The sequence below is a fragment of the Cognatundibacterium oligocarboniphilum genome (genome assembly GCF_013377855.1).
GTDB lineage: Bacteria > Pseudomonadota > Gammaproteobacteria > Burkholderiales > Burkholderiaceae_D > Undibacterium > Undibacterium oligocarboniphilum.
Map to the genome: position 1 here is coordinate 65,684 of NZ_JABXYJ010000006.1, position 26,091 is coordinate 91,774.

General features: G+C 54.7%; 25 protein-coding genes. 21 read left to right on the forward strand and 4 right to left on the reverse strand.

Features of this window, described 5'->3' with window-relative positions:
- The first annotated feature begins 63 nt into the window (after positions 1-63).
- The 5 genes from HV832_RS11565 to HV832_RS11585 all read left to right on the forward strand — a co-directional run bounded on the left by HV832_RS11565 (position 64) and on the right by HV832_RS11585 (position 5,495).
- Positions 64-516, forward strand: a complete 453-nt coding sequence (locus tag HV832_RS11565; protein WP_176804005.1) for a DUF2846 domain-containing protein — start codon at positions 64-66, stop codon at positions 514-516.
- A 402-nt stretch (positions 517-918) separates the two neighbouring features.
- Entirely contained in the window at positions 919-1,632 is a 714-nt protein-coding gene (locus HV832_RS11570) for a response regulator transcription factor (RefSeq protein ID WP_176804006.1), read from the forward strand.
- Positions 1,629-3,161 (forward strand): sensor histidine kinase, encoded by a 1,533-nt coding sequence (locus HV832_RS11575; RefSeq protein WP_176804007.1) that lies wholly within the window; start codon positions 1,629-1,631, stop codon positions 3,159-3,161. Before HV832_RS11570 ends, HV832_RS11575 begins: the two co-directional genes overlap by 4 nt.
- 1 nt (position 3,162) lies before the next feature.
- Entirely contained in the window at positions 3,163-3,447 is a 285-nt protein-coding gene (locus HV832_RS11580; RefSeq protein WP_176804008.1) for a DUF4212 domain-containing protein, read from the forward strand.
- Positions 3,448-3,455: 8 nt separating this feature from the next.
- The gene (locus HV832_RS11585; protein WP_176804009.1) at positions 3,456-5,495 is read left to right on the forward strand and encodes a sodium:solute symporter family protein; all 2,040 of its coding nucleotides are present in this window, start codon (positions 3,456-3,458) and stop codon (positions 5,493-5,495) included.
- Positions 5,496-5,569: 74 nt separating this feature from the next.
- On the opposite strand, the gene HV832_RS11590 is transcribed toward HV832_RS11585, so the two are convergent.
- From HV832_RS11590 to purM, 4 genes are all read right to left on the reverse strand, one after another.
- On the reverse strand, positions 5,570-6,121 hold the full coding sequence (locus HV832_RS11590; protein WP_176804010.1) for a DNA-3-methyladenine glycosylase I: 552 nt from the start codon (positions 6,119-6,121) through the stop codon (positions 5,570-5,572).
- A gap of 135 nt (positions 6,122-6,256) precedes the next feature.
- A complete protein-coding gene (locus HV832_RS11595) occupies positions 6,257-6,601 on the reverse strand; it encodes a hypothetical protein (RefSeq protein ID WP_176804011.1) in 345 nt (114 codons plus the stop codon).
- Positions 6,602-6,621: 20 nt separating this feature from the next.
- On the reverse strand, positions 6,622-8,061 hold the full coding sequence (locus tag HV832_RS11600) for a S41 family peptidase (protein ID WP_176804012.1): 1,440 nt from the start codon (positions 8,059-8,061) through the stop codon (positions 6,622-6,624).
- 303 nt (positions 8,062-8,364) lie between these two features.
- On the reverse strand, positions 8,365-9,408 hold the full coding sequence (gene purM, locus HV832_RS11605; RefSeq protein WP_176804013.1) for a phosphoribosylformylglycinamidine cyclo-ligase: 1,044 nt from the start codon (positions 9,406-9,408) through the stop codon (positions 8,365-8,367).
- A gap of 189 nt (positions 9,409-9,597) precedes the next feature.
- Here purM and HV832_RS11610 point away from each other — a divergent pair, with 189 nt between their 5' ends.
- From HV832_RS11610 to kdpE, 16 genes are all read left to right on the forward strand, one after another.
- A complete protein-coding gene (locus HV832_RS11610; protein ID WP_176804014.1) occupies positions 9,598-10,683 on the forward strand; it encodes an AI-2E family transporter in 1,086 nt (361 codons plus the stop codon).
- The gene (gene hda, locus HV832_RS11615; RefSeq protein WP_176804015.1) at positions 10,680-11,354 is read left to right on the forward strand and encodes a DnaA regulatory inactivator Hda; all 675 of its coding nucleotides are present in this window, start codon (positions 10,680-10,682) and stop codon (positions 11,352-11,354) included. Before HV832_RS11610 ends, hda begins: the two co-directional genes overlap by 4 nt.
- Positions 11,355-11,370: 16 nt before the next feature.
- Positions 11,371-12,048, forward strand: a complete 678-nt coding sequence (locus HV832_RS11620) for a histidinol-phosphatase (protein ID WP_176804016.1) — start codon at positions 11,371-11,373, stop codon at positions 12,046-12,048.
- Positions 12,045-13,412, forward strand: a complete 1,368-nt coding sequence (gene pcnB, locus HV832_RS11625; RefSeq protein ID WP_176804017.1) for a polynucleotide adenylyltransferase PcnB — start codon at positions 12,045-12,047, stop codon at positions 13,410-13,412. Before HV832_RS11620 ends, pcnB begins: the two co-directional genes overlap by 4 nt.
- Positions 13,409-13,891 (forward strand): 2-amino-4-hydroxy-6-hydroxymethyldihydropteridine diphosphokinase, encoded by a 483-nt coding sequence (gene folK, locus HV832_RS11630; protein ID WP_176804018.1) that lies wholly within the window; start codon positions 13,409-13,411, stop codon positions 13,889-13,891. Before pcnB ends, folK begins: the two co-directional genes overlap by 4 nt.
- 81 nt (positions 13,892-13,972) lie before the next feature.
- Positions 13,973-14,320, forward strand: coding sequence for a DMT family protein (locus HV832_RS11635; RefSeq protein ID WP_176804019.1), 348 nt, complete (start codon positions 13,973-13,975; stop codon positions 14,318-14,320).
- 121 nt (positions 14,321-14,441) lie between these two features.
- Positions 14,442-15,254, forward strand: coding sequence for a 3-methyl-2-oxobutanoate hydroxymethyltransferase (gene panB / locus HV832_RS11640; protein ID WP_176804020.1), 813 nt, complete (start codon positions 14,442-14,444; stop codon positions 15,252-15,254).
- Positions 15,255-15,269: 15 nt separating this feature from the next.
- Positions 15,270-15,977, forward strand: coding sequence for an ABC transporter permease (locus HV832_RS11645; RefSeq protein ID WP_176804021.1), 708 nt, complete (start codon positions 15,270-15,272; stop codon positions 15,975-15,977).
- Positions 15,974-16,621, forward strand: a complete 648-nt coding sequence (locus HV832_RS11650) for an ABC transporter ATP-binding protein (protein ID WP_176804022.1) — start codon at positions 15,974-15,976, stop codon at positions 16,619-16,621. Before HV832_RS11645 ends, HV832_RS11650 begins: the two co-directional genes overlap by 4 nt.
- A 165-nt stretch (positions 16,622-16,786) precedes the next feature.
- Positions 16,787-17,554, forward strand: a complete 768-nt coding sequence (locus tag HV832_RS11655) for a TorF family putative porin (RefSeq protein WP_176804023.1) — start codon at positions 16,787-16,789, stop codon at positions 17,552-17,554.
- Positions 17,555-17,912: 358 nt separating this feature from the next.
- The gene (gene kdpF, locus HV832_RS11660) at positions 17,913-18,002 is read left to right on the forward strand and encodes a K(+)-transporting ATPase subunit F (RefSeq protein WP_176804024.1); all 90 of its coding nucleotides are present in this window, start codon (positions 17,913-17,915) and stop codon (positions 18,000-18,002) included.
- Position 18,003: 1 nt separating this feature from the next.
- A complete protein-coding gene (gene kdpA, locus HV832_RS11665; RefSeq protein ID WP_176804025.1) occupies positions 18,004-19,821 on the forward strand; it encodes a potassium-transporting ATPase subunit KdpA in 1,818 nt (605 codons plus the stop codon).
- Positions 19,822-19,832: 11 nt separating this feature from the next.
- On the forward strand, positions 19,833-21,914 hold the full coding sequence (gene kdpB / locus HV832_RS11670; RefSeq protein WP_176804026.1) for a potassium-transporting ATPase subunit KdpB: 2,082 nt from the start codon (positions 19,833-19,835) through the stop codon (positions 21,912-21,914).
- 23 nt (positions 21,915-21,937) lie between these two features.
- On the forward strand, positions 21,938-22,507 hold the full coding sequence (gene kdpC, locus HV832_RS11675) for a potassium-transporting ATPase subunit KdpC (RefSeq protein ID WP_176804027.1): 570 nt from the start codon (positions 21,938-21,940) through the stop codon (positions 22,505-22,507).
- The gene (locus HV832_RS11680) at positions 22,504-25,221 is read left to right on the forward strand and encodes a sensor histidine kinase (RefSeq protein ID WP_223827280.1); all 2,718 of its coding nucleotides are present in this window, start codon (positions 22,504-22,506) and stop codon (positions 25,219-25,221) included. The genes kdpC and HV832_RS11680 overlap by 4 nt, the downstream gene beginning before the upstream one ends.
- Positions 25,218-25,913, forward strand: coding sequence for a two-component system response regulator KdpE (gene kdpE, locus HV832_RS11685; RefSeq protein ID WP_176804028.1), 696 nt, complete (start codon positions 25,218-25,220; stop codon positions 25,911-25,913). Before HV832_RS11680 ends, kdpE begins: the two co-directional genes overlap by 4 nt.
- Positions 25,914-26,091 lie beyond the last annotated feature (178 nt).

Genomic DNA, 26,091 nt, shown 5'->3' on the forward strand with positions numbered 1-26,091 from the left:
TTCCGATGTCTGTGTTTCGGGCTGACAGCATGGTATCTGCCGTCAGCTTACGCCGAAGAGAATATGACTCCCTGCAAAATCAGCGGCCAGTGGCACGACTGTGTGAAAGTTCCTATGGCCAAAGATGAGGAAGACAATGAACAGAAAAAATTTATTCCTCCTCACACAGGATTTGCGAAGGTCTATCTGGTTCGTTCGAAAGCCAATGAATTAAAAAGCAAAAGTCAGATTTACATCGATGAACGACTGGTCGCCATACTAGGACCAGAAACCTACATGGCCGTTGAACTGACGCCGGGTGAACATCACCTGACGGCAAAAACAGATCATGGCAATGACATGATCTGGTCTTTGAAGGAAGGCCGAACCTATTTTCTGAGCCTGGATCTGGAACGCTCTTTCTGGAACAATAACGAACAAATTCACTTCAAACACGCGCCTGAAGCCAAGGATAAAATTGCTCAGACCAGACTGGTCAGGTTGCAGTCAACAAAAATAAACGCTGTCGAAAAGTAATAGCAAAACATATTGCCGCGTTATAGCGGTAATCCTGACTGACGTGAGTCTGCCCGCCGCATCAGGTCAGGCACAGGCAGCAGGCATTCATTGTGAGGGTGCCAGCCACAAAAAATATTCGTGCGGTCTTCAATACTGAGCCATACATCAGCGACACGCTGGAGGTTAATCCTTGTCATTGTCAATCAACAGATGAGAACAAGTAAAGAATTTGTAATTCATCATAAAAATATTTTCTATCTTATCAATCATTCGCTGCGAACCTTAAATGTTCGACACGAAAATCTGCCACGCTGCAGGTGCTTGCGCCGTTTTACAAGGAATTGATTGCCCAGCGGGCTGCACAAGTTGCATAATCTGTCAAAATAAATTCAGAGACAACTCCTCACTTAGATATTCATCATGCGAATTTTGTTAGCAGAAGATGACAGCGTTCTGGCGGACGGACTGACCCGCTCATTGCGCCAGTCCGGTTATGCCACCGATTGTGTCGGTAATGGACAAGAAGCAGACTCGGCGCTATCAACACAGGATTTTGATTTGCTGATACTGGACTTGGGTCTGCCTAAAATGAGCGGCCTCGAAGTGTTGCGGCGCTTGCGGGCACGCAACTCTCATTTACCGGTATTGATTCTGACTGCGGCAGATTCCGTGGAGCAGCGTGTGAAGGGGCTTGATCTGGGAGCAGATGACTACATGGCAAAACCATTTGCCCTGTCGGAGCTGGAGGCGCGTGTGCGCGCCCTGACCCGGCGCGGGGCTGGCGGCGGTCCCACCGTCATCCGTCACGGCCCGCTGAGTTACGATCAGGTTGGCCGCATCGCCTATATCCATGATCAGATGCTGGATCTGTCGGCGCGTGAACTGGGTTTGCTGGAAGTGTTACTGCAAAGGACGGGTCGTCTCGTTTCCAAAGAACAGCTGGTGGATCATCTGTGCGAATGGGGCGAGGAAGTCAGCAATAATGCCATCGAAGTCTATGTACACCGTTTGCGCAAGAAAATAGAAATCGATGGCGTTCGTATCGCCACGGTTCGCGGTCTGGGCTATTGCCTGGAAAAATTCTTTGTTGCTCCCACGACCAAGGCTGCGCCTGCAGATTCCGGCACACCATGACAGAAGACCGTCGCCAGCCTCAGGAAGCGAGTGCCGGAGCGCCGGAAAATTCATTGCTGAGCCAGCCCGAAGAAAAAGTACAGCGTTCACTGTTCGGAGAAATTCTGGACTGGATGCTGGCACCACTGCTTCTGTTATGGCCGATGAGTATTGCGATCACCTATCTGGTCGCCAAGTCCATCGCCAATCAACCGTTTGACCGGGCGTTGGAGGATAAGGTGCTGGTGCTGGCGCAACAGGTGAAAGAATTTGATGGCCAGGCAATTACCCAGCTGTCCAAACCGGCTCGGGATATCCTGCGGGCAGATGACCTGGACCATGTGCATTTTCAGGTGAAAAATGCGCGTGGGGAAGTCATTGACGGAGATGCGGATCTGCCGCTGCCGCCGGACGATGATAAAACACTGTCAGGCAATATTCAGTTCCGTAATCTGACCCTGCGTGGTATTGATTTCCGCATTGCTTACAGCTATGTCGATGTTATCCGGCCCACGTTCAATCAGCCTGCCGGGGATAACCGGCTGGTTCTGATACAGGTCGCGGAAACGCTGGAAAAACGCGCGGTACTGGCGAATGAAATTATTAAAGGCGTCGTCCTGCCGCAATTCATTATCCTGCCGATTGCGCTGGCGCTGGTCTGGTTTGCACTGAGCCGCGGACTATCGCCGCTGGCGGAATTACAACAACGTATCCGTGCTCGCAGACCGGATGATCTGAGCCCGATTGATTCGCGCCAGGTGCCGGAAGAAATCACACCGCTGGTCAATTCGCTCAACGACATGCTGGCCCGGCTGGCGCAAACGATAGAAATACAAAAGCGCTTTATTGCCGACGCCGCGCATCAGATGAAAACTCCGCTGGCCGGTATGCGCATGCAGTCTGAGCTAGCTCTGCGCCAGCAAGATCAGGAAGAAATCCGGCGCTCGCTGCTGCAACTGTCCACCAGCTCTGAAGCGGCCACCCGGCTGGTCAATCAGCTGCTGGCACTGGCAAAAGCCGAAAACCAGACACCGGCAACCAAGCCTTTTGAACCAGTCAATCTGAATGAACTGGCGATGCAGGTAGTGCGGGACTGGATTCCGGCCTCGTTTACTAAAAAAATCGATCTGGGATTTGAGCAACCCGAGTATGCCGTCACGATTTTTGCTGATCCGGTCATGCTGCGGGAAATGCTAAGCAATCTGGTGGATAACGCGCTGCGTTATACGCCGTCAGGACATAGTGTCACCGTGCGGGTCAGCGTGAGCGTTCCGCAGGAATTGGCACTGATTGAGGTCGAGGATAACGGTCCCGGCATTCCCGAAGCCGAGCGGGAGCATGTGTTTGAACGTTTCTACCGGATATTGGGCAGTAACGTTCAGGGCAGCGGGCTGGGGCTGGCCATCGTCCGGGAAATCGTCCAGAAACATGGTGCGCAGATTGATATCCTGGACAATCCGCATCCCCAGGACCCGCAGTTTCCCGGCTGCGTATTCCGGATTGCATTTCGGCTCAACCCCTACGATGAATTTGTGAACGAGACCGCATGATATGAATTCACCACCAAAGAATTCACCACCGAATCTGCCATCAGTGCCGGCACCCACGCCATCCCGCTACTGGAGACGCACCCGGCATCTGACAATTTTACTGTTGCTTTGCTGGGGGATGCTGGGATTTGGCAGTCTGTATTTTGCCCGTGAATTATCAGCCCTGACGATCTTCGGCTGGCCGGTCTCCTTTTATCTGGCGGCGCAAGGGCTGACCCTGAGCTATGTCCTGATCCTGGCGGTTTATTCAGTCTGCATGCGCTGGATACAGCGCTCAACATCATAAGGTTCAGCATGACTCCGCAACAGCGCTTTACGCAAAGACTGACCAGTTATTATCTTTGGTACACCCTGCTGTTTTTTATTTTTCTGATCGTACTGACGATTCTGGAAAAAGAAGGTGTGCCGCGGGCATGGATCGGTTATCTGTTCATGTTTGCCACGATTGTGATTTACGCCGGCATCGGGCTGGTCAGCCGGACGTCCGACATCACCGAATACTATGTGGCCGGCAGACGGGTGCCGGCGGTGTTCAACGGCATGGCAACGGCTGCCGACTGGATGTCAGCAGCCAGTTTTCTGAGCCTCGCCGGAGGACTATATTTGCAGGGCTTTGACGGACTTGCTTACATCATCGGCTGGACTGGCGGTTTTTGCCTGGTGGCGATGCTGATCGCACCGTATATCCGGAAATTCGGTCAGTACACGATTGCAGACTTTTTAGGAACCCGCTTTTCCGATACACAGGATAAAAATCAGGTGCGTATTCTGGCTGTGCTGGCAACGGTTTTTATTTCATTTATTTATGTCGTAGCGCAGATTTACGGTGTTGGCCTCATCACTTCGCGCTTCACCGGGGTGGATTTCTCCGTCGGTATTTTTCTTGGTCTGGCAAGTATTCTGGTCTGCTCTTTTCTCGGTGGTATGCGGGCCGTCACCTGGACTCAGGTGTCACAATACATCATCATCATCATTGCCTTCATGATTCCGGTGGGCTGGCTGTCGGCCAAGCACAGCGATAATCCGGTGCCACAGATATCGTATGGCGCATTTTTGCCAGAACTGGTAAAGAAAGAAAAACAGTTCAGCAACGACCCGAAAGAACAACAGGTCCGTGCCATCTACAAAGCGCGGGCCGGTGAATTTGAAAGAAAAATCCAGCAACTGCCTGCCTCATGGGAGAGCGGGCGCAATGAACTGCAAAACAATCTGGATCAACTGAAAGCCGGCAATGGTTCGCTGATTGATATCAAAAGCGCGAGCCGCGATCTTGCCGGCTATCCGGTTTCGCCGGACGAAGCGCGCGTACACTGGGGCGAAATCCGCAATATGTATCTGCAAAAATCCCAGCCGAATTTTGCACAATACACCCCGTATGCCGCGAAGGATAAAACTGAAGCGGATAACAAGCGAAATAATTTCATGGCACTGGTGTTGTGTCTCATGATGGGGACCGCGGCGCTGCCCCATTTATTGACCCGTTATTACACCACGCCGTCTGTGACCGAAAGCCGGGATTCCGTCTTCTGGTCGCTGTTCTTCATCATGCTGCTGTACATCACCATACCGGCACTGGCGATTATCGTGAAATACGATATTTACACGTCTCTGGTCGGCAGCGAATTCTCCAAACTTCCTTCCTGGGTCACCTACTGGGCGAACGTCGATAAAATTAATCCATTAGTCAGCATTATCGACATCAATCATGACGGTATCGTCCAGTTATCTGAAATTACGATCGATGGCGATATCATCGTGCTGGCGACACCGGAAATTGCCGGCCTGCCGTATGTTGTGGCGGGGCTGGTGGCGGCTGGCGGTCTGGCGGCGGCACTGTCGACGGCGGACGGATTACTACTCACAATCTCGAATTCGCTGTCTCACGACATTTATTACAAAATCGTCGATCCGACCGCGTCCACGCAGAAACGGGTCACTATTTCCAAACTGTTTCTGCTGGTGGTCGCTCTGATTGCTGCCTATGTGGCATCATTGAAACCGGCAGATATCCTGTCGCTGGTCGGCGCGGCATTTTCGGTGGCGGCATCAACGCTGTTCCCGGCACTGGTATTGGGCATTTTCTGGAAGCGTGCGAACCGCCAGGGTGCCATTGCGGGCATGATTGCCGGCTTTGTGGTCTGCGTGTTCTATATGGTGCACACGCATCCTTTGTTCGGCGGCAGTAGCCTGAATCAGTGGTGGAATATTGCGCCCATCTCGGCCGGGGTATTCGGCGTTCCGGCGGGCTTTTTGTCCATCTGCCTCGTCAGCCTGCTGACACCCAGACCGGATCAGCAGGTGCAGGAGCTGATTGATTATATCCGTGCCCCCTGAGCGGCAGACAATTCCGGTTACAGCCCGTCAGCGCAGATCAACGCGATCGGCCGTTATGCAGGACTGAGAACTGCTCAGATCCTGCGCCAGTCACAATCTGCCGCATGATCCTGCACCATGCCGATTGCCTGCATGTAGGCATAGATAATGGTGGAGCCGACAAATTTAAAACCGCGTTTTTTCAGATCTTTGGATATCTGATCGGATAGCGCTGTTGTGACAATCCGCTCACCGTTATTCCGTACCGGTTGTCCATCCACATGCCGCCACAAATAAGCATCCAGCCCGCCCTCATCCCTGCATAGTTGAAGATAAGCACGAGCATTCTGGATGGCAGCGGCGACTTTGAGGCGATTACGCACGATGCCCGGATTAGCAAGTAATTCCGCCACTTTCACATCGTCATAGGCAGCGATTTTGTCAGCATCCCATCCATCAAACGCTTGCCGGTAATGTTCGCGCTTGTTCAGGATCGTTTCCCAGCTCAGACCAGCCTGTGCGCCCTCCAGGTTCAACATTTCAAACAAACGCCGTTCGTCATGGCAGGGAACGCCCCACTCATGATCATGATAATCAAGATATAAAGGATTGGCGGGGTTGGCCCAGGCGCAACGTCTGACTGTCATGGTTATCTCGCTACTGTGGATCATTCAGGCACCGTCTATTTTCAGATCAGACATACTGAATCAGCACCAGGTATTTAAAAAAAACCCTCTGTATTTCTGGAATACAGAGGGTTTGCTGAAGAAGGAATACGTGATTTATTGTACGCGACATTTCGCCCTGGCCAATAAACGCTGCTCGCCTGAATTCAGATGCACCAGCCAGCACTGACCATCACGCGCCAGCAAACGGAAACGATGCGGCATTTCCAGATTTCGTCCCTGCAGCAAGTCACCCTCTGGAGTGGCCTGCTGCCGGCGCTCAATGAGCAGTTCGCTGCTCTGCACCAGATCATTTTCAGACAGCAGTACATGACTGAATCCGCTCATTGTCTGTATGTGCTGCTGCAACTCCTGCCGCGCGTCTGCATCAGGCATCGTCAGAACTGCCGCCTGCCCGGATGCCGGTTGCGGCATCTGGCAGGCGGATAACAGCAACATCATGCTGAATATCGATCCAGTTTTCATGAACGTGGCATCGGTGTGACGATACGCATTTCCTGCGTTGCCGGACGTACCAGTTCATAGCGTGCTTCATTGCCCAGGATGCTGGCGCCGGCTGTATTACCCGGACAGATACCTGTCTGGCGATAACTCAGCGCTGTCTTGAGCATGGTTTCTGATGTATCACCACGCAAATGCGTGTAGTCATCCGCGGCTTTGCAGGTCGGCGTGAAACCATCTGCATAATCTCCGAAACCTTTGTCATTCACACCCTTGAACTGAATGCTGAAATAGGTATAGCCGCAATTATCCTGAGGCACAAAGCCATACGGTTTGCCGCGTGTCACGTCGCCAATCAGATCCACTGTCACATCAACCCCGCGCAGACTGTTGATGATGGATTCGCTGGCGGATGCTGTGCCATGCGTCACCAGCAGACTCACATGCTTCAACCCCAGCGATGGCAAACTCTGATTGATGGTACCGGAAGAGTAAAAAGGATACGTCGTATTTTTGGAAGTCAGCTTGTCGTTGTACGTCAGCTTTTCAAAAATCCGGCCATTCGTTGTCACGGGACCAGCAACCATATACGCCAATTCGCTGGCGATATACAGCAGACCTCCACCGTTATACCGCAGGTCAATTACCAGATCCGTGACATTGGCGGCCTTGAGCTGGTTGATTGCTGCAATCAACTCAGCTTCCGATTTGGCGATATGGGTGTCAAAGGTAAAGTAGCCGACCGTTCCGCTGGCTGTTGGAATCGTTTTGACATTCTGTACAGTCACGGTATTGATCAGCGCCGGAGTCAGACTGATGGCGGCCTGTCCGTTAAAGGCGAAGCGATGTGCTGCCAGAACAGTGGGAAATAACCCTTCATTCAAGATAGCCACACCTGCTTTGGTGGCGTCATTCACAAAATCCACACCGTCAACAGAAGTGATTTTGTCGCCGCGCTTGACTCCTGCCTGAGCCGCCGGAGAGCCGGGAGCCACTTCAGCCACAATCCAGTTGCGCGGCGGCGAGCTGGCCTGCGCCGCCCATTGAATGCCATAGTCCTGCGAAATACCGGAAGAAGCGGCATTCCATGATTCTGTTGTCTGAGACCAGTGGAACTGATCTACCGGTAAGCCGGACGCTGTTTTTGCCGTCGTTTTCAGATCGTTGAAATAAGCCTGTGGAGTCGCATAGTTCGCAGCAATCAATGTTGGCACATCCTTATACCAGAGGTAGGTTTCGTCAACAAAAGAGCGCAGATAGGCTTTTTCGTTTTCCACCGTGCCCTGGCGATCAGCGGTATTACTTCTCGGCTGGGCGCACAAATTCGCCAACGTGGCGGATGGCGGGAAGACGGTACCCGTCTGCGGAGTATCGCCGGGAGTGCTGACCGAAACGTTGCCGCCACCGCCGCCGCAAGCGGTAAGAATACTGAGTAAGCTGAGAGTAAGGATTTTTTTCATTATAATAAAATTACTACAATATTAATTTAACAAGACCCTTGCGGATCTCCCCAAAAGAATATTGATTGTAGAGCAAAAAGAATAACTTATTACTATTTAGTAAGTATTTTTTATAAATATTTTTTGATAATTACATATTCATGCAATATCTTCAGTATGAACTGTTTTCTCATCACTTAATCTCCTGGTGACTCAATGAAAAACCGGGCGACAATGACAGTATCAGTCATTGTCGCCCGGTTTTCGGGTGTCAGCAGACGGTATCAAAGACCAGCCGATATCATGCCATACGGTGTGCCGTAATCAGACCACCTGGGCAGGATGTTCATTCCCTTCACGATTGCGGATATAGCCGATACGATAAACCGACTCCCCGGCCTGCGCCAGTTGGTCCATCGCCGCATCAGCCTGATCCTGCGCCACAATCACCACCATGCCGATGCCGCAGTTGAACACACGGTGCATTTCAGCATCTGCCACGCCGCCATGTTGCTGTAACCAGCTGAACAAAGGTGGCATTTGCCATGCGTCTTTATGCAATATCGCGGTCAGCGTGTCGCCCAGCACACGTGGTACGTTTTCGACCAGACCGCCACCAGTGATGTGTGCCATGCCCTTGACTTCCATGCTGTCCATCAGCGCCAGCAAAGGTTTGACGTAAATACGGGTTGGTGCCATCAGCGCCTCGCCCAGAGTGCGTCCATCAAAATCGGCATTCAGATCAGGATTGGCGACTTCGATAATTTTGCGCACCAGAGAAAAGCCATTGGAATGAATTCCGGAAGAAGCGAGACCCAGAATCACGTCGCCCGGCTGAATCTTGCTACCGTCGATAATTTTTGATTTTTCGACGGCGCCGACTGCAAAACCGGCCAGATCATATTCGCCGTCGGGGTACATCGAAGGCATCTCCGCTGTTTCACCACCGATCAGTGCGCAACCCGCCTGCTCGCAGCCGTAAGCAATCCCTTTGATCACATCCGTCGCTGCCGCGACGTCCAGTTTGCCGCAAGCGAAATAGTCGAGGAAAAACAGGGGTTCTGCACCCTGCACCAGAATATCGTTCACACTCATGGCCACCAGGTCAATACCAACGGTATCGTGCTTGTTCAGATGAAATGCCAGCTTCAGCTTGGTGCCGACACCATCCGTGCCGGATACCAGTACCGGCTCCTTGAATTTCTTACTGACTTCAAACATGGCGCCAAAACCACCGATACCGGCCATGACGCCTTCGCGCATCGTGCGTTTGGCAAAAGGCTTGATTGCATCGACCAACGCGTCGCCAGCAACCATATCGACACCGGCGTCGGCATAAGAAAGAGAAACAGGGGTAGAAGTGCTCATGATATTCGTCAGTAGGGGGCTTGAGGCGGTAAAATAGAGAAATTGCCAGAAAACACCGGCAAAACCGGTATTTTAACAAAATGACCGCGGGTTAACCTGTTTTTGGACAATTCCGGGCAAAATCAGCATGGATGTACATTAACGGACTTTCCGTCCCCGACGGACGCTGATATTGAATAACGAGAAAAAATGCCTTTTTCTTTGACGACTGAACAAAAACAATCAATGCTCTGGATCGCCGTCGCATTAGCGCTGCTCATGCTGCTGTCGCTGCTCGGCCCGGTCCTGATGCCATTCGTCGTGGCGGCTATTCTGGCTTACGTACTCAATCCCTGGGTCGATAAGCTGTGCGCCTGGCGTTTCAGGAAACTGCATGTGCCGCGCGCCATCGCAGCAACATTTTTGATTGTGATCGTTTTTGCCGCAGCACTGGCGATGGTGCTGATCATCGTCCCTATTCTGCAAAAAGAAGGTCCGCAGCTGCAGGATCAGATTCCGCGGCTGTTTGACAAGTTCGACGAAATTGTCTCCCCGCTCATGGCCAATTACGGTCTGAACGTCCGTCTTGACAGCGCTGGCATCAAATCCCTGCTGACCGAGCATGTCGCCGGTAGCGGCGATGTGATTGGCAAGGCTGTGCTGTCTTCGATCCGGGTGGGCGGCACCGCACTGTTAGGCATGTTTGCCAATCTATTGCTGATTCCTATCGTTTTGTTTTATCTGCTGCTGGACTGGCACACACTGATTCACCGGCTGGCACATTTCATTCCGCGTCGCTGGCCGCATGCCACCATCAGCGCTGCTGATGAAGTCGATGATATTCTGGCCCAGTATCTGCGCGGCCAGATTCTGGTCATGATCGTACTGGCGGCCTATTATTCAATTGCACTCAGCATTGCCCGGTTTGATCTGGCATTACCGGTCGGGATCATTACCGGTTTTCTGGTGTTTATTCCTTACCTCGGCTATGGTCTCGGACTGGTGCTGGCGCTGATCGGTGCAATACTGCAATTCAATGGCTTCAGCGGCCTGATTTCAGTCGCGATTATTTATGGTTTCGGGCAAGTGCTGGAATCATTTTTCCTGACGCCGCGGCTGGTCGGCGAGCGCATCGGCCTACATCCGCTGACCGTGATCTTTGCCCTGATGGCATTCGGCCAGTTGTTTGGTTTTATCGGTATCCTGGTTGCACTCCCTACATCGGCGATTATTTCCGTGGCCGTCAAACATTTACGCCACTCTTACCTGAACAGTCATTTTTATCGTCGGCCATGAGGCAGCTTTTATTAGATCTTGATGCGCAGATACTGCCATCGCTGGCAACTTTCGTGGTTGGACAAAATGCAGAACTGGCGCAGTTGCTGGGCTTATTTTCGCAGCGGATTCCAAGCCAGTACGGCGAGCACTCCGTCTATATCTGGGGGGAAGCCGGTGCCGGCAAGACGCATCTGCTGCACGCTTTGGCAGACTACCCTGCAGCACGTTATATTCCGGCCAGCGCACCGGAAAATGCCTTTGATCACGACGAACGTGTCAGTCTGTATCTGTTGGATGACTGTGAACAGCTGCCGCCGCTGAATCAGATCGCGGCATTTAATCTGTTCAATGAAACAAGGGCGCACGGCGGCTTTCTGGTAGCCGCCGGCAATCATCCGCCCATGATCCTGAATGTGCGGGACGACCTGCGGACCCGCTTTGGCTGGGGGTTGATTTACCAGTTGCACGGGCTCACCGACGAAGACAAGATCGATGCGCTGGAACGCGCCGCCCATGCGCGTGGCATACAGATTTCTGCCGGCGTGTTACCCTATCTGATTACCCATTACCGACGTGATATGAGTTCTTTATCGCAAATGCTGGAGCAGCTGGATCATTATTCGCTGGTGACCAAGCGTCCGATCACACTACCGCTGTTGCGGGAACTGATGCTGCAGCAGCAATCCTGAACCTGGAAACCGATTCATGCGCAACATCGCTTTATTTGATCTTGATCACACACTGATTCCCATTGACTCTGATTATGAATGGGGACAATTCCTCTGCCGCGTCGGCGCTGTCGATGCCGAAGAATTCGCCCGGCGCAATGCTGCATTTTTTGCCCAATATCAGGCTGGCACGCTGGATCCGGTAGAGTATCTGGAATTTGCGCTGGGTACGCTGGCCCGTTTTCCGCGCGCCAGACTGGATGAATTGCATATGCAGTTCATGCAGGAAGTGATTCAGCCCGCCTTGCTACCGGCAGCCTACGATCTGCTGAAAAAACACCAGGATCAGGAAGACCTGATCGCCATCATTACAGCAACCAACCGTTTCGTCACGGCACCGATTGCGACAGCGCTCGGTGTCCAACATCTGCTTGCGGCAGAGCCGGAACTGGATGCAGAAAGCAACATCACCGGCAAGCTGCTCGGTGTACCCACTTCGGGGCAAGGTAAAGTGATTCACTTGCATAACTGGCTGGCGCAGCAGCAAAAACAGCTCACTGATTTTACCAGCAGCCATTTTTACAGCGATTCTCACAACGATATTCCATTACTCGAAGTGGTCACCCATCCGGTTGCCACCAATCCGAATGCCCGGCTCAGCGCACATGCTGCGGCACGCGGATGGCCTCAAATTAAGCTGTTTGAAAAACAATGATTAAGAAACTGATTCGTAAAATTCTGGGCGTCAAAAAAACTGCCGCTTCCGGCAAATCCGGCAAGCCAGTGGCGCCGACCGTACTGCAAGCAAGGGAGCACGGCATCAATCCGCAACTGGTGTCTGCCAATGCCATCCGCGTTACCCAGACGCTGCAGGACAATGGCTATCAGGCATTCATCGTCGGCGGCGCAGTGCGCGACTTGCTGACCGGTGTCAAACCCAAAGATTTTGATATCGCCACCAATGCCACACCAGAACAGGTCAAACGTTTGTTCCGGCGCGCCTTCATCATCGGTCGTCGTTTTCAGATCGTGCATGTGATGTTTGGCCAGGACTTGCTGGAGGTCACCACCTTCCGTGGTTCGTCCAATGACGAAGCCCCGAAAGATGAGCATGGTCGCGTATTGCGCGACAACACCTTCGGCGAACAGCATGAAGATGCTGCGCGGCGTGACTTCACCGTGAACGCGATGTACTACGATCCAGCCAGCCAGACCGTGTTGGACTATCACGGCGGAATGCAGGATATCCGCAAAAAAACCCTGCGGATTATCGGCGTGCCGGAAACACGCTATCGCGAAGACCCGGTGCGCATGTTGCGAGTGGTAAGGTTTGCCGCCAAACTGGGATTCAAAATCGATGCGGCAACCCGGGCGCCGATCGCGGTGATGGCGCCCCTGATCAACAATGTACCGGCGGCACGGGTATTTGATGAAATGCTGAAACTGCTGATGAGCGGACATGCCATGGCCTGCCTGCAACAATTACGCAGCGAGGGCCTGCATCATGGCCTCATGCCCTTGCTCGACGTCGTGCTGGAACAACCGTTAGGCGAAAAATTTATAGCACTGGCGCTGTCCAACACCGATGAGCGGATACAGCAAGGCAAACCGGTGTCACCGAGCTTTCTGTTTGCTTCACTGCTATGGCATCAGGTACTGGAAAAATGGGAAGCCTATAAAGCAACCGGTGAATTCCCGATCCCGGCCTTGCATCTGGCCGCCGATGATGTACTGATGCGGCAGACCGATGCCCTCGCCATCCAGCGCAAGATCGCATCGGATATGCGCGACATCTGGGCCATGCAGCCGCGCTTTGAAAAGCGGGCAGGAAAAACGCCTTACAAAATGCTGGAGCACCAGCGCCTGCGCGCCGGTTACGATTTCCTGCTGCTGCGTTGCGCCTCCGGTGAAATCGACGCCGAAATCGGTGACTGGTGGACAGGCTTCATCAATGGTGACGCCACCCAGCGCGAGCAGCTCATCAACAGCAAACCGAAACTCAGTACCGGCGCGCAAACCGCCAAAAAGCGCAAACCGCGCCGCCGCGCGCCGCGTAAGGCAGCGGCAGCACAAGAATGACGGTGATCGCGTATATCGGCATCGGCGCCAACCTCGGTGCGGCGGCAGATACGGTACGTCATGCGATCCGACAGATGGCAACGCTGCCGGGCACTTCGCTGCAGCAATCATCCGCGCTCTACAGCAGCGCACCGGTCGATGCCGGCGGCGACGATTATGTGAATGCTGTGGTTGCACTGGAAACCGATATGATGCCGGAGGTTCTGCTCTCGGCGCTGCAGACACTGGAACTGGCGCATGGCCGCGAACGCCCTTACCGCAACGCGCCGCGCACCCTCGATCTCGATCTGCTGCTGTACGCGGATCAGACGATACAAACACCACTGCTGAGCGTTCCGCATCCGCGGATGACGCAGCGGGCCTTCGTGTTGCTGCCCTTACTGGAAATCGCGCCGGACATCCGGATTCCGGGTCACGGGGAAGCCAGGCAGTATTTGCCGGCAGTCAGCGGACAGGAAATTTTCCGGCTGGCGGAGTAATAAGGCTTACATACTCCCCCTAGTATTTTTAAAGCCCCAAGAAAATCCACAACAATCAGCTCATTTTGACCGATACTCCCCATGCAGATACCTGTTATCGCCCAAACTGCCGGACTCCTGATCCTGTCGAATGTATTCATGACAATCGCCTGGTATGGTCATCTGAAAAATCTGGCAGGCAAAGCGTGGTGGATCGCTGCGTTAGTCAGCTGGGGAATCGCGCTGTTTGAATATCTGCTGCAGGTGCCGGCCAACCGTATCGGTTACACTGCGTACAGTCTGGCGCAACTGAAAATCCTGCAGGAAGTCATTACCCTGAGTGTCTTCGTGCCGTTTGCCATGTTGTACATGGGGCAGCCGTTCAGGCTCGACTACCTGTGGGCAGGCATTTGCCTGATCGGGGCAGTTTATTTTATTTTCAGAAACTGATTGGATTCAACCGCAGATTTGATTCAAGAACAGGTGTGGCGGAGACCTAACCCGCTGCCACAAAACACGATCAAAACTGACTATATAAAAACGTGCGGCAGCATCACCATTGGAGAAAAGTATGGCTGGATATTTACAAGACCGTAAGGCCGTCAGCATTCCTGGCCTTGCCGCCATGTGCGAGCAGGGCGAAAAAATCACGATGCTGACCTGTTATGACGCCAGTTTTGCGGCTTTGATGGATCGCTGTGGCGTTGAAATGCTGCTGATTGGCGATTCGCTCGGCATGGTCTGTCAGGGACACACTTCGACCCTGCCTGTGACAGTGACCGATATTGCTTATCACACTGCTTCAGTAGCACGCGGCAACCAGAAAGCGCTGGTCGTAGCCGACATGCCTTTCGGCAGCTATGCAACGCCGGAAGCCGCCTTCAACAACGCCGTACAGCTGATTCAGGCCGGCGCGCACATGGTCAAGCTCGAAGGCGGTCACTGGCTGGCGCCGACGATCCAGTTCCTGACCGAACGCGCCATCCCGGTGTGCGCCCATCTTGGGCTGACACCGCAATCAGTACATCAGCTGGGCGGCTATAAAGTGCAGGGAAAAACCACGGCAGCAGCCGATCTGCTGAAAGCCGAAGCGCTGGCCGTGCAGGCGGCCGGTGCCAGCGTTCTGGTGCTCGAAGCGATTCCGGCGGCACTCGGCAAAGAAGTGACAGAAGCATTGCGGATTCCAACCATCGGCATCGGCGCCGGTGTCGACTGTTCGGGGCAAGTGTTGGTGATGCACGATCTGCTGGGTGTTTTCCCCGGCCGTAAGGCGCGTTTCGTAAAAAATTTCATGGAAGGTCAGACCAGTATTGACGCTGCCGTTTCGGCCTACGTGGCGGCGGTCAAGGACCAGTCGTTTCCGGCTCCCGAACACTGCTTCTGAAGCCGCCCGCCCCCCGTGGATATCCGCACCGCCATTCAGTCCGCCTTCGCGCTGTTGTTATCCGGTGACACCGCACTCTGGACGATTATCCGGATCTCGCTGGTGACTTCGGTCGCCGGTCTGGCGATTGCCACGCCACCGGCAGTTCTGGGCGGCTATCTGATTGCCAGTCATGCCTTTCGGGGACGGCGTATTGTCATCTGGCTGGTGCAGGCGGCATTGTCGTTGCCGACCGTCCTGATCGGGCTGTTGCTGTATCTGCTGCTGAGTCGCCAGGGTTTGTTCGGCGCCTGGCACTGGCTGTTCACGCAAAGCGGCATCATCGCCGGTCAGGCGTTCATCGCATTTCCGGTACTGACCGCGTTTACCCTGAGCGCCGTGCAATCCGCCGACCCGCGTCTGGCCGAAACGGCAATCACACTGGGGGCAAACCGCTGGCAAGTCATGCGCACTGTGTTGTATGAAGTGCGTTTCGGCGTCATGGCGGCACTGATCAGCGGCTTCGGCAGAGTCTTATCCGAAGTCGGTTGCGCCATGATGGTCGGTGGCAACATTGCCGGCGTCACCCGCACCATCACCACAGCAATAGCACTGGAAACCAGCAAAGGCGAATTTGCACAGGGTATCGCGCTTGGCGTGGTGTTGATTGTACTGGCATTGCTGATGAATGCCGCGCTGCTGCTGTTGCAAGGCGACACCCGGAATGCAGGGCAGCTGCAATGAGCGCTTTATTGCATATTCAGGGTTTGCGTAAGTCGTTTGGCAGCCGGCAACTGCTGGATATTCAGGAACTGCATCTTGAACAAGCGCAGGCCTATGTCCTGACCGGAATGAATGGCAGCGGGAAAAGCACGCTGCTGCGGATACTGGCCGGTCTGGAACACGCGTATATCCAGCAGGTCCGCTATCTGGGTCAGTCACTGATGCTGCAACCGTATCCGCGCCATCTGCGCCAGAATATCGTGTATGTGCATCAGCATCCGGTGATGTTTTCCGGCACTGTCGCTGACAACATTGCTTATGGATTGCGGTTGCAGCGTGAGCCGGATTGCAGGGAGAAAATCCGGCACGCGCTGGATTGGGCTGGCGTGAGTCACTTGCAAAGCCAACAAGCACGCAGCCTGTCCGGCGGCGAAAAGCAACGGGTCGCGCTGGCGCGCGCCAAAGTGCTGGAGCCACGCCTGCTGCTGCTGGATGAGCCGACCTCAAATCTCGACGGAGAAGCGCGTGAGCAGGTGATCGCCCTGATTCCGACGTTGATTCAGACAGGCAGCAGTGTGATGCTGGTCTGCCATGATCGCGAACTGATCGCCCTGCCCGGCATGCAAAGACTGAAATTACGGGATGGGCAATTGGAATATCGCTGATAACCACTCGTGCCTCAACTCCTCTCTAAAAGCCAGTTACATACGCGGCTTTATACAATCTAAACACGATACCCATCGATCTTTACGATATTTTTACGGCCCCATATTTATGCTTCCGTATCAGATTCTCTCCCTGTCGAATCTGTCAAAACGAAGGATAAATCCATGAAAAAAACCATCATGTTCGTCTGCCTCGCCACACTGCTGGCTAGCGGTGCCGCCGGTGCAGAAGAAGTGAAACCGGATAATGAAGTCAGCTACAACCTGAGCCTGGCCAGCGATTACCGTTATCGAGGCATTTCCCAGACCCGCCTCGATCCGGCCCTGCAAGGCGGCGCCGATTACACCAACAACCCGACCGGCCTGTACGCAGGTATCTGGATGTCCACCATCCAGTGGATCAAGGACACGCCCGGCGCCGGCAGCACGCCGCTGGAAATCGACCTGTATGCCGGCAAACGCGGCCAACTGACTGCCGATATCGCGTATGACGTCGGCGTGCTCGGTTACGTTTATGCCGCCAACCATCTCGATCAGGCCGGCATGAAAGACGGCAATACGCTGGAGCTGTACGGCCAGTTGAGCAAAGGTCCCGCCTACATCAAATATTCGCACGCCGTCACCACGCTGTTCGGTATCGTTGACAGCCGCAACAGCGGTTATCTGGATGCCGGCGCCAACATTGAAATCCACGAAGGCCTGACGCTGAACCTGCATGCCGGTTACCAAAAAGTTCAGGGCATCAATTCCAGCGGCGCGACTTACAGCGATTACAAAATCGGCGTCAGCAAGGAATTCAAGGATTTCGGCGGCGTAGTCGTCAGCCTTGCAGCGGTCGGCACCAATGCCGATAAAAATTATTACGCAACGCCCGCCAACGGTAAATTCCTCGGAAAAAACAGCCTGGTACTGATCGCTACCAAAACTTTCTGATCAGAGAACCCGCCATAGTTCCCCTCGCCAAAAAGGGCAGACAGCACGCCTGTCTGCCCTTTTTTATTCGAACCCGCTTTATCGATAGCCACGATTTCCGGATACATCATGAATGTAAATGAAATGCGTTCCGGCTTGCCGTACCCGGATAAAACGTTGCCCCCCTTCCTGCCGGCGTTTACACAATTTTTACACCCCGGCAGACAAGCTATACAACATCTTTATCCGTATTTTTCTATCGTAGAAGCTCACCACTGTAAGGAGATCGTATGGACTTTTTATATCTGGGGTGTCTGCTGATTTTCTCAGTATTCACCTTTGCCCTGATTGAGGGTTGCAGCCGTCTCGGAGGTAAGGAATGACTCTGTTCCAGATCATCGCTGCCGTCGCGGCGGCCTTATTAATGATTTACCTGATCTATGCCCTGTTGAAACCGGAGGCATTCTGACATGAACCACTCTGCTTTTTTTCAGATCGCTTTTTACATGATTGTGCTGGTAGCGATCGCCATTCCGCTTGGCCTGTATATGTACAAGGTCATGAATGGCGAAGCCCATTTCCTGTTACGCGTGTTGAAACCGGTCGAGAACCTGATCTATAAAATCGGGGGCATCAATCCCGATGAAGAAATGAACTGGAAGCGTTATGCCATTGCGCTGATCGCTTTCAATGTACTTGGCTGCCTCGTTCTGTATGCTCAACAACGTCTGCAAGGCGCGCTGCCGCTGAATCCCCAGGATTTTCCTGCAGTTTCGCCCGACTCCTCGCTCAATACCGCCGTCAGCTTTGTAGCCAATACCAACTGGCAGGGCTATACCGGCGAATCCACCATGAGCTACCTGACCCAGATGCTGGGCTTAAGCGTGCAGAACTTCGTATCCGCCGCCACCGGTATTACCGTCGTCATCGCACTGATCCGCGGCTTTATCCGTCACAGCGCCAAAGGCGTGGGTAATTTCTGGGCAGACCTGGTACGCAGCACGCTGTATATCCTGATGCCGTTGGCACTGGTGTTCGCAATCGGCCTGATGAGCCAGGGCGTGATCCAAAATTTCGACGGCTACAAAACAGCGCAGCTGATGGAAAAACTGGACTACACCGTCCCTAAAAACGACGCCAACGGTGCACCTCTCATGGATGCAGCTGGCAAACCCGTGATGGAAGCACAAAGCACCATCACGCAGACGCTGCCTATGGGCCCGGTCGCTTCTCAGGAAGCGATCAAAATGGTCGGCACCAACGGCGGCGGCTTCTTCAATGCCAACTCCGCCCATCCTTATGAAAATCCGACACCGTTTTCGAATTTCCTGCAAATGCTGGCAATTTTCGTGATCCCGGCCGGGCTATGCATCACCTTCGGCAAAATGGTCTCCGACAAACGTCAGGGCTGGGTGCTGTATGCGGTGATGAGCATCCTGTTCGTCAGCTTCGCCTCGCTGGCCATTTACTCCGAACAGCAGGGTAATCCGCTGTTCAGCAAACTGGCGGTGAATCAGGCTGCAGTCGATACACCGGTGCTGGCTCAGGCCGGCGGCAATATGGAAGGCAAGGAAGCCCGTTTCGGTATCGCCGCTTCCGGCCTGTTCGCCACCATCACTACCGCGGCATCCTGCGGCGCAGTGAACTCCATGCACGACTCCTTTACGCCTATCGGCGGTCTGGTTCCGCTGGTGCTGATGAAACTCGGCGAAGTAGTGTTCGGCGGCGTGGGTGCCGGTTTGTACGGCATGCTGATGTTCGCTATTCTGGCCGTCTTCATTGCCGGCCTGATGATAGGCCGCACACCGGAATATCTGGGCAAGAAAATCGAAGCCTATGAAATGAAAATGGTGTCCATCACCATTCTGGTCGGCCCGCTGCTGGTGCTGGTGGGAACCGCCATGTCGGTCTTGCTGGCCGATGGCAAAGCCGGTATTGCCAATCCGGGTGCGCACGGCTTCACGGAAATTCTGTATGCCTTCGTATCGGCCACCAATAACAACGGCAGTGCGTTTGCCGGTCTCTCCGCCAATACGCCGTATTACAACCTCATGCTGGCGATTGCCATGTGGTTCGGCCGCTTCGGGATGATCATCCCTATCCTGGCGATTGCCGGTTCGCTGGCTGCCAAAAAACGTCTGGCACCAACCTCGGGCACTCTGCCAACACACGGCCCGCTGTTCGTCTGGCTGCTGCTGGGTACCGTCATCATCGTTGGTGCGCTGACTTATATTCCGGCACTTGCTCTGGGTCCTATCGTTGAGCATCTGGTTATGATCGCTCAGTAAGAAAGAAGAAAATGAGTCATAAAACCGATCAATCATTATTTACCGTCAAGCTGGTAAAACCCGCGATAGCCGATGCTTTCCGCAAACTGCAGCCGCAGATTCAGATGAAAAATCCGGTGATGTTTGTGGTGTATGTCGGCAGTATCCTGACTTCCGCTCTGACGGTTCAGGCCTTTATGGGCCAGGGCGAGGCGCCTGCCGGATTCATTCTGGCCGTCTCACTGTGGTTATGGTTCACCGTTCTGTTCGCCAACTTCGCCGAAGCGCTGGCGGAAGGCCGCAGCAAAGCGCAGGCGGAAGCACTGCGCGGCGCCAAACAGGATGTGCGCGCCAAAAAACTGCAGACACCGAACCGTAGCGCCACGCGGATTCTGGTCAACGGCTCTTCGCTGCGCAAGGGCGATTTCGTGCTGGTGGAAGCCAACGACGTCATCCCTGCCGACGGCGAAGTGGTGGAAGGCGTGGCCTCTGTCGATGAATCGGCCATTACCGGCGAATCGGCTCCGGTGATCCGTGAATCGGGCGGCGATTTCAGCGCCGTCACCGGCGGCACCCGCGTGCTGTCCGACTGGATCATCATGAAGGTGACCGTGAATCCGGGCGAGGCCTTCCTCGACCGCATGATCGCCATGGTGGAGGGCGCCAAACGTCAGAAAACACCAAACGAAATCGCACTGACGATTTTGCTGGTTGCGTTGACCATCGTCTTCCTGCTCGCGACCGTCACGCTGCTGCCGTTCTCCGTTTTCAGCGTGGAAGCCTCCGGCGCCGGCCATGCCGTCACCATCACCGTACTGGTGGCATTGCTGGTTTGCCTGATTCCGACCACCATCGGCGGCTTGCTGTCGGCGATCGGTGTGGCAGGCATGAGCCGCATGATGCAGGCTAACGTCATCGCCACCTCCGGCCGTGCCGTAGAAGCCGCCGGCGACGTCGATGTGCTGCTGCTCGATAAAACCGGCACCATCACGCTCGGTAATCGTCAGGCATCCGCTTTTTATCCTGCTCCCGGCATCACAGCAGCCCAGCTGGCCGATGCAGCGCAGTTGTCTTCGCTGGCCGATGAAACGCCGGAAGGCCGCAGTATCGTCATCCTCGCCAAGCAGGAGTTCCAGCTGCGCGAGCGCGATATCGCCGCACTCGGTGCCCAGTTCATTCCTTTCACTGCGCAAACCAGAATGAGCGGCGTCGATCTCGAACACAACGGCGTGGTGCGCCAGATCCGCAAGGGTTCGGTCGATGCGATTCGCAAATACTTCACCGCTCAGGGTCACAGCTTCCCGCAAGCCGTCACCGATACTGTCGATCAGGTTGCGCGTCAGGGCAGTACACCGCTGGTAGTCATCGACGATCAGCGCGTGATGGGTGTGATCGAACTGAAAGACATCGTGAAGGGCGGCATCAAGGAACGTTTTGCCGAATTGCGCAGAATGGGCATCAAAACCGTGATGATCACCGGCGACAACCGGCTGACCGCTGCTGCAATTGCCGCAGAAGCCGGCGTGGACGATTTTCTGGCGGAAGCAACGCCGGAAGATAAACTGCGCCTGATCCGTTCGCACCAGGCCGAAGGCAAGCTGGTAGCGATGACAGGCGACGGTACCAACGATGCGCCGGCACTGGCCCAGGCTGACGTGGCGGTGGCGATGAACAGCGGTACGCAGGCAGCGAAAGAAGCCGGCAACATGGTCGATCTCGATTCAAATCCGACCAAGCTGATCGAAATCGTGGAAATCGGCAAACAAATGCTGATGACGCGCGGCTCGCTGACCACCTTCAGTATCGCCAACGACGTTGCGAAATATTTTGCGATCATTCCGGCTGCATTCGCCACCACGTATCCGCAGCTCGATGCGCTGAATCTGATGCGCCTGACCAGCCCGTCCAGCGCAATCATGTCGGCAGTGATTTTCAATGCGCTGATCATCGTGTTCCTGATTCCGCTGGCATTGAAAGGCGTTAAATACCGCGCCCTCGGCGCAGACATCCTGCTGCGCAGGAACCTGCTGATCTACGGCCTCGGCGGTCTGATCATACCGTTCATCGGCATCAAGCTGATCGACATGATCCTTGCCGTCTGCGGACTGGCATAAAGCTGTCATCTGGGAGAAAGAAAATGAAAACCCTGCGACCCTTAATCGCATCCTTTGTTCTGCTGAGTGCGCTGACCGGCGTGATTTATCCGCTGGCTGTCACCGGCATCGGCAAAGTCGCCTTTCCGAATCAGGCTGGCGGCAGCCTGATCGAGAAAAACGGCAAACTGCTCGGCTCTGATCTGATCGGCCAGAACTTCAGCGCACCGAAATACTTCTGGAGCCGCCCTTCGGCTGCCGGCACCTTCGCCTACAACGGCCTGGCTTCCGGTGGTTCGAACAGCGGACCGACCAATCCGGCACTGAAAGCAGCTGTGGAAGACCGTATCAAGGCTTTGAAAGAAGCCGATCCGGCCAATACCAAGGCGATTCCGGTGGATCTGGTAACGGCATCCGGCAGCGGTCTCGATCCGCATATCAGCCCGGCCGCCGCCGATTACCAGCTGGAGCGCGTGGCGCGTGTGCGCGGCATTGCACCGGAGCGTGTGCGTGCGCTGGTCAGCCAATATACAGAAGACCCGCAATTCGGTATTCTGGGCGAATCCCGTGTGAATGTTTTACGTCTGAACCTTGCATTAGATGAGCTGAAATGATGAGTGTTTCCCGCCCCGATCCCGACGCCTTACTCGATAAGATTCAACGCGAGGATGCGCGCCAGCAGCGCGGTCACCTGAAAATTTTCTTCGGTGCCTGCGCCGGGGTGGGAAAGACCTATGCCATGCTCAGCGCTGCCCACGCGCAGCGCGAACAGGGCGTGGACGTGGTGGTCGGCATCGTGGAAACCCACGGCCGCCAGGACACCATGAAAATGCTGACGGGACTGGAAGTTCTGCCGCAAAAGCAAGTGTCGTATAAAGACAAGACACTGACAGAATTCGATCTGGATGCCGCCGTTGAGCGGCATCCGCAATTGATACTGGTCGATGAACTGGCGCATTCCAACGTCACCGGCTCGCGCCATGCCAAGCGCTGGCAGGACGTGGAAGAACTGCTGATCGCCGGGATCAACGTGCATACCACCGTTAACGTTCAGCATCTGGAAACGCTGAACGATGTGGTCGGCCAGATCACCGGCATCCGCGTCTGGGAAACCGTTCCCGACAAGGTGTTCGACATGGCCAACGAAATCACGCTGGTGGATTTGCCTCCCGACGAATTACTGCGTCGCTTAAAGGAAGGCAAGGTCTATTTCGAACAGCAAGCACAGCGCGCTGCCAAGAATTTTTTCCGCAAAGGGAATCTGATCGCCTTGCGCGAACTGGCTTTGCGTCGTACGGCCGACCAGGTCGATGTGGAGATGCGCGATTACCGCGCCGATCAATCCATTCATCAGGTCTGGCAGGCCAAGGAAAGACTGCTGGTATGCGTGGGTCCCGATGCTTCCGCCACCAAGCTGATACGCGGCGCTGCCCGTCTGGCCGCCAGCCTGCGCGCCGACTGGATAGCGGTGTACGTGGAAACGCCGGCGCTGCATCAGCTCAGTACCGAACGGCGCGAGATGATGCGCAGAGCGATGCAACTGGCCTCCGAACTCGGCGGTGAAACGACCTCACTGGCCGGAGAAAACATTCCCGACCTGCTGCTGAGTTATGCACGCAGCCGCAATGTCTCCAGGCTGGTCATCGGCCGCTCGCGGCGCCCGACCTGGCTGCGCCTGTTCCGACGCAGTCTGGCCGACGAACTGGCGAACCGCACCACCGATATGGATGTGGTGATGGTGGGTCACGATGCCGAACAAAGCACTGCCACAGAAAACCGCGGGCCGGCCAGCAGTCATATCGCTTTGGAAGAAAACGCTTTCAAGCCTTCTATTGCCTATCTGTGGACTTGTGCTGTCTGCTTCAGCGTAACGCTGGCCAGTGCAGGGCTGTTGCAATTCTTCGATCTGGCCAACGTGGTTATGCTGTATCTGCTCGGCGTCGTGATCGTTGCGATCCGTTTCGGCAGAGGGCCATCGATACTGGCCTCCTTTCTGAGTGTGGCCAGTTTCGACTATTTTTTCGTCCCGCCGCGTTTTTCCTTCAGCGTCAGCGACAGCCAGTATCTGTTCACTTTTATGATATTGCTGGCGGTGTCGCTGATTATCAGTAACCTGATGTCGAATCTGCGTTTTCAGGCCAGAATCGCGCACTATCGCGAGCGGCGCGCCGATGCCCTGTACACCATGAGCAAATCGTTGTCCGGTGCGCTGATGGTGGAGCAGATTATTGAGATCTCCGTCGATCATCTGGCGCCGGTTTTTCAGGCGCATGTCGCGGTGCTGCTGCCGGACAGTCATGAAAAAATCCGGCAACCCTTAAGCGGCGATCCGCGTCCCGGCCAGCTGACGGAAATGGATACCAGCGTGGCGCAGTGGGTATACGAACATCATCAGCCCGCCGGACTCGGCACCAATACGCTGCCCTCGAATGCCGTGCTGTACCTGCCGCTGCGCGCACCGATGCGCACGCGCGGCGTGCTGGCGATTGCGCCCAACGAAGGCAGTCAGCTTTTTCAGCCCGAGCAGCAGCAATTGCTGGAGACCTTCGCCGCCCAGATCGCACTGGCGCTGGAGCGTGTGCACTATGTCGAGGTGGCGCAGGATGCCCTGATCAACATGGAAGCGGAGCGCCTGCGCAATTCGCTGCTATCGGCGATTTCTCACGATCTGCGCACACCGCTGACCGCCATCGTCGGCCTGGCCAGCACGCTGCACGAAAAAAACGATCTCAGCATCGACAAACGCCACGAACTCAGTCTGGCGATACACGACGAAGCGCTGCGCATGAGCGGCCTGGTCATGAATCTGCTTGATATGGCCAGACTGCAATCGGGTAAAGTGAATCTGAACCGCCAGTGGCAACCGCTGGAAGAAGTGGTCGGCAGCGCCCTGCGTGCCAGCGCACACGCCTTGCAGGGGCATCAGTTGATGACCCAGATTCCGTCCGATCTGCCGCTGCTGTCCTTCGATGCGGTATTGCTCGAAAGAGTTTTGTGCAATCTGCTGGAAAATGCCGCCAAATATGGTAAAAACAAAATTGATATCAGCGCGGAGCATATTGCCGGTCAGGTGTATCTGCACATCAGCGACGACGGCCCCGGCATACCGGCCGGTATCAATATTTTTGAAAAATTCACCCGCGGCGACGTCGAGGCCGCCAGCCCCGGTGTGGGTCTCGGCCTGGCGATATGTGAAAACATTATGCATGCGCACGGCGGCAATGTGACCGCGGAAAACCTGCCGGAAGGCGGTGCCCGCCTGACCATCAGCCTGCCGGTCGGTGACGCTCCTGCCCTGCCGGCACTGACTGAGAACGAATTGCAATGAGCGACAGTAAAATTCACATCGTCCTGATCGAGGATGAAAAACAAATCCGGCGCTTCCTGAACGCTTCGCTGGAAGCAGAAGGCATGGAAGTCTTTGAAAGCGAAACCGGTAAACAGGGCATGATCAGCGCCGCTACCCGCAAGCCGGACCTGGTGATCGTCGATCTCGGGTTGCCTGATATGAGCGGGCTGGATGTCATCCGCGATATCCGCAGCTGGAGCGAAGTGCCCATCATCGTTTTGTCGGCCAGAACGCAGGAACAGGAAAAGGTGGCGGCGCTCGATGCCGGTGCCGATGATTACCTCAGCAAACCTTTCGGCGCGGCCGAACTGCTGGCGCGCATACGCGCTCACTTGCGCCGCCGCCAGCCCGCCAGTGCGCAAACCGAATCGGCTTTCGAGTTCGGCGATGTCAGCGTGAATTTTTCACTGCGCACTGTGACCAAGAGCGGCAACGCGATTCATCTGAGTCCCATCGAATACCGCCTGCTGTCGGTTCTCGCCCGCCATGCCGGCAAGGTGATGACGCATCAGCAGCTGCTCAAAGAAGTGTGGGGGCCGAATCATTCGGAAAGCAGCCACTACCTGCGTATCTACATGGCAAATCTGCGCCAGAAGCTGGAAGATCAACCGGCGCAACCGCAGTATTTTCTGACTGAAACAGGTGTTGGCTATCGCTTAATTGCGCACTAAGAGAAACTTCCTCCTGAAACAATCTACTGACCTGATTCTCATAAAGATCAGAGCGGAGAAATTGATATTCGCTGGAAATGTCTGAACTCATATCTTCACCTTCCTCTGGGGGCAATTGAACAGTTGGCGACCGTTCTTCCTTGCGTTAATCTGCAGTATGAATTGTATAAATATGAAC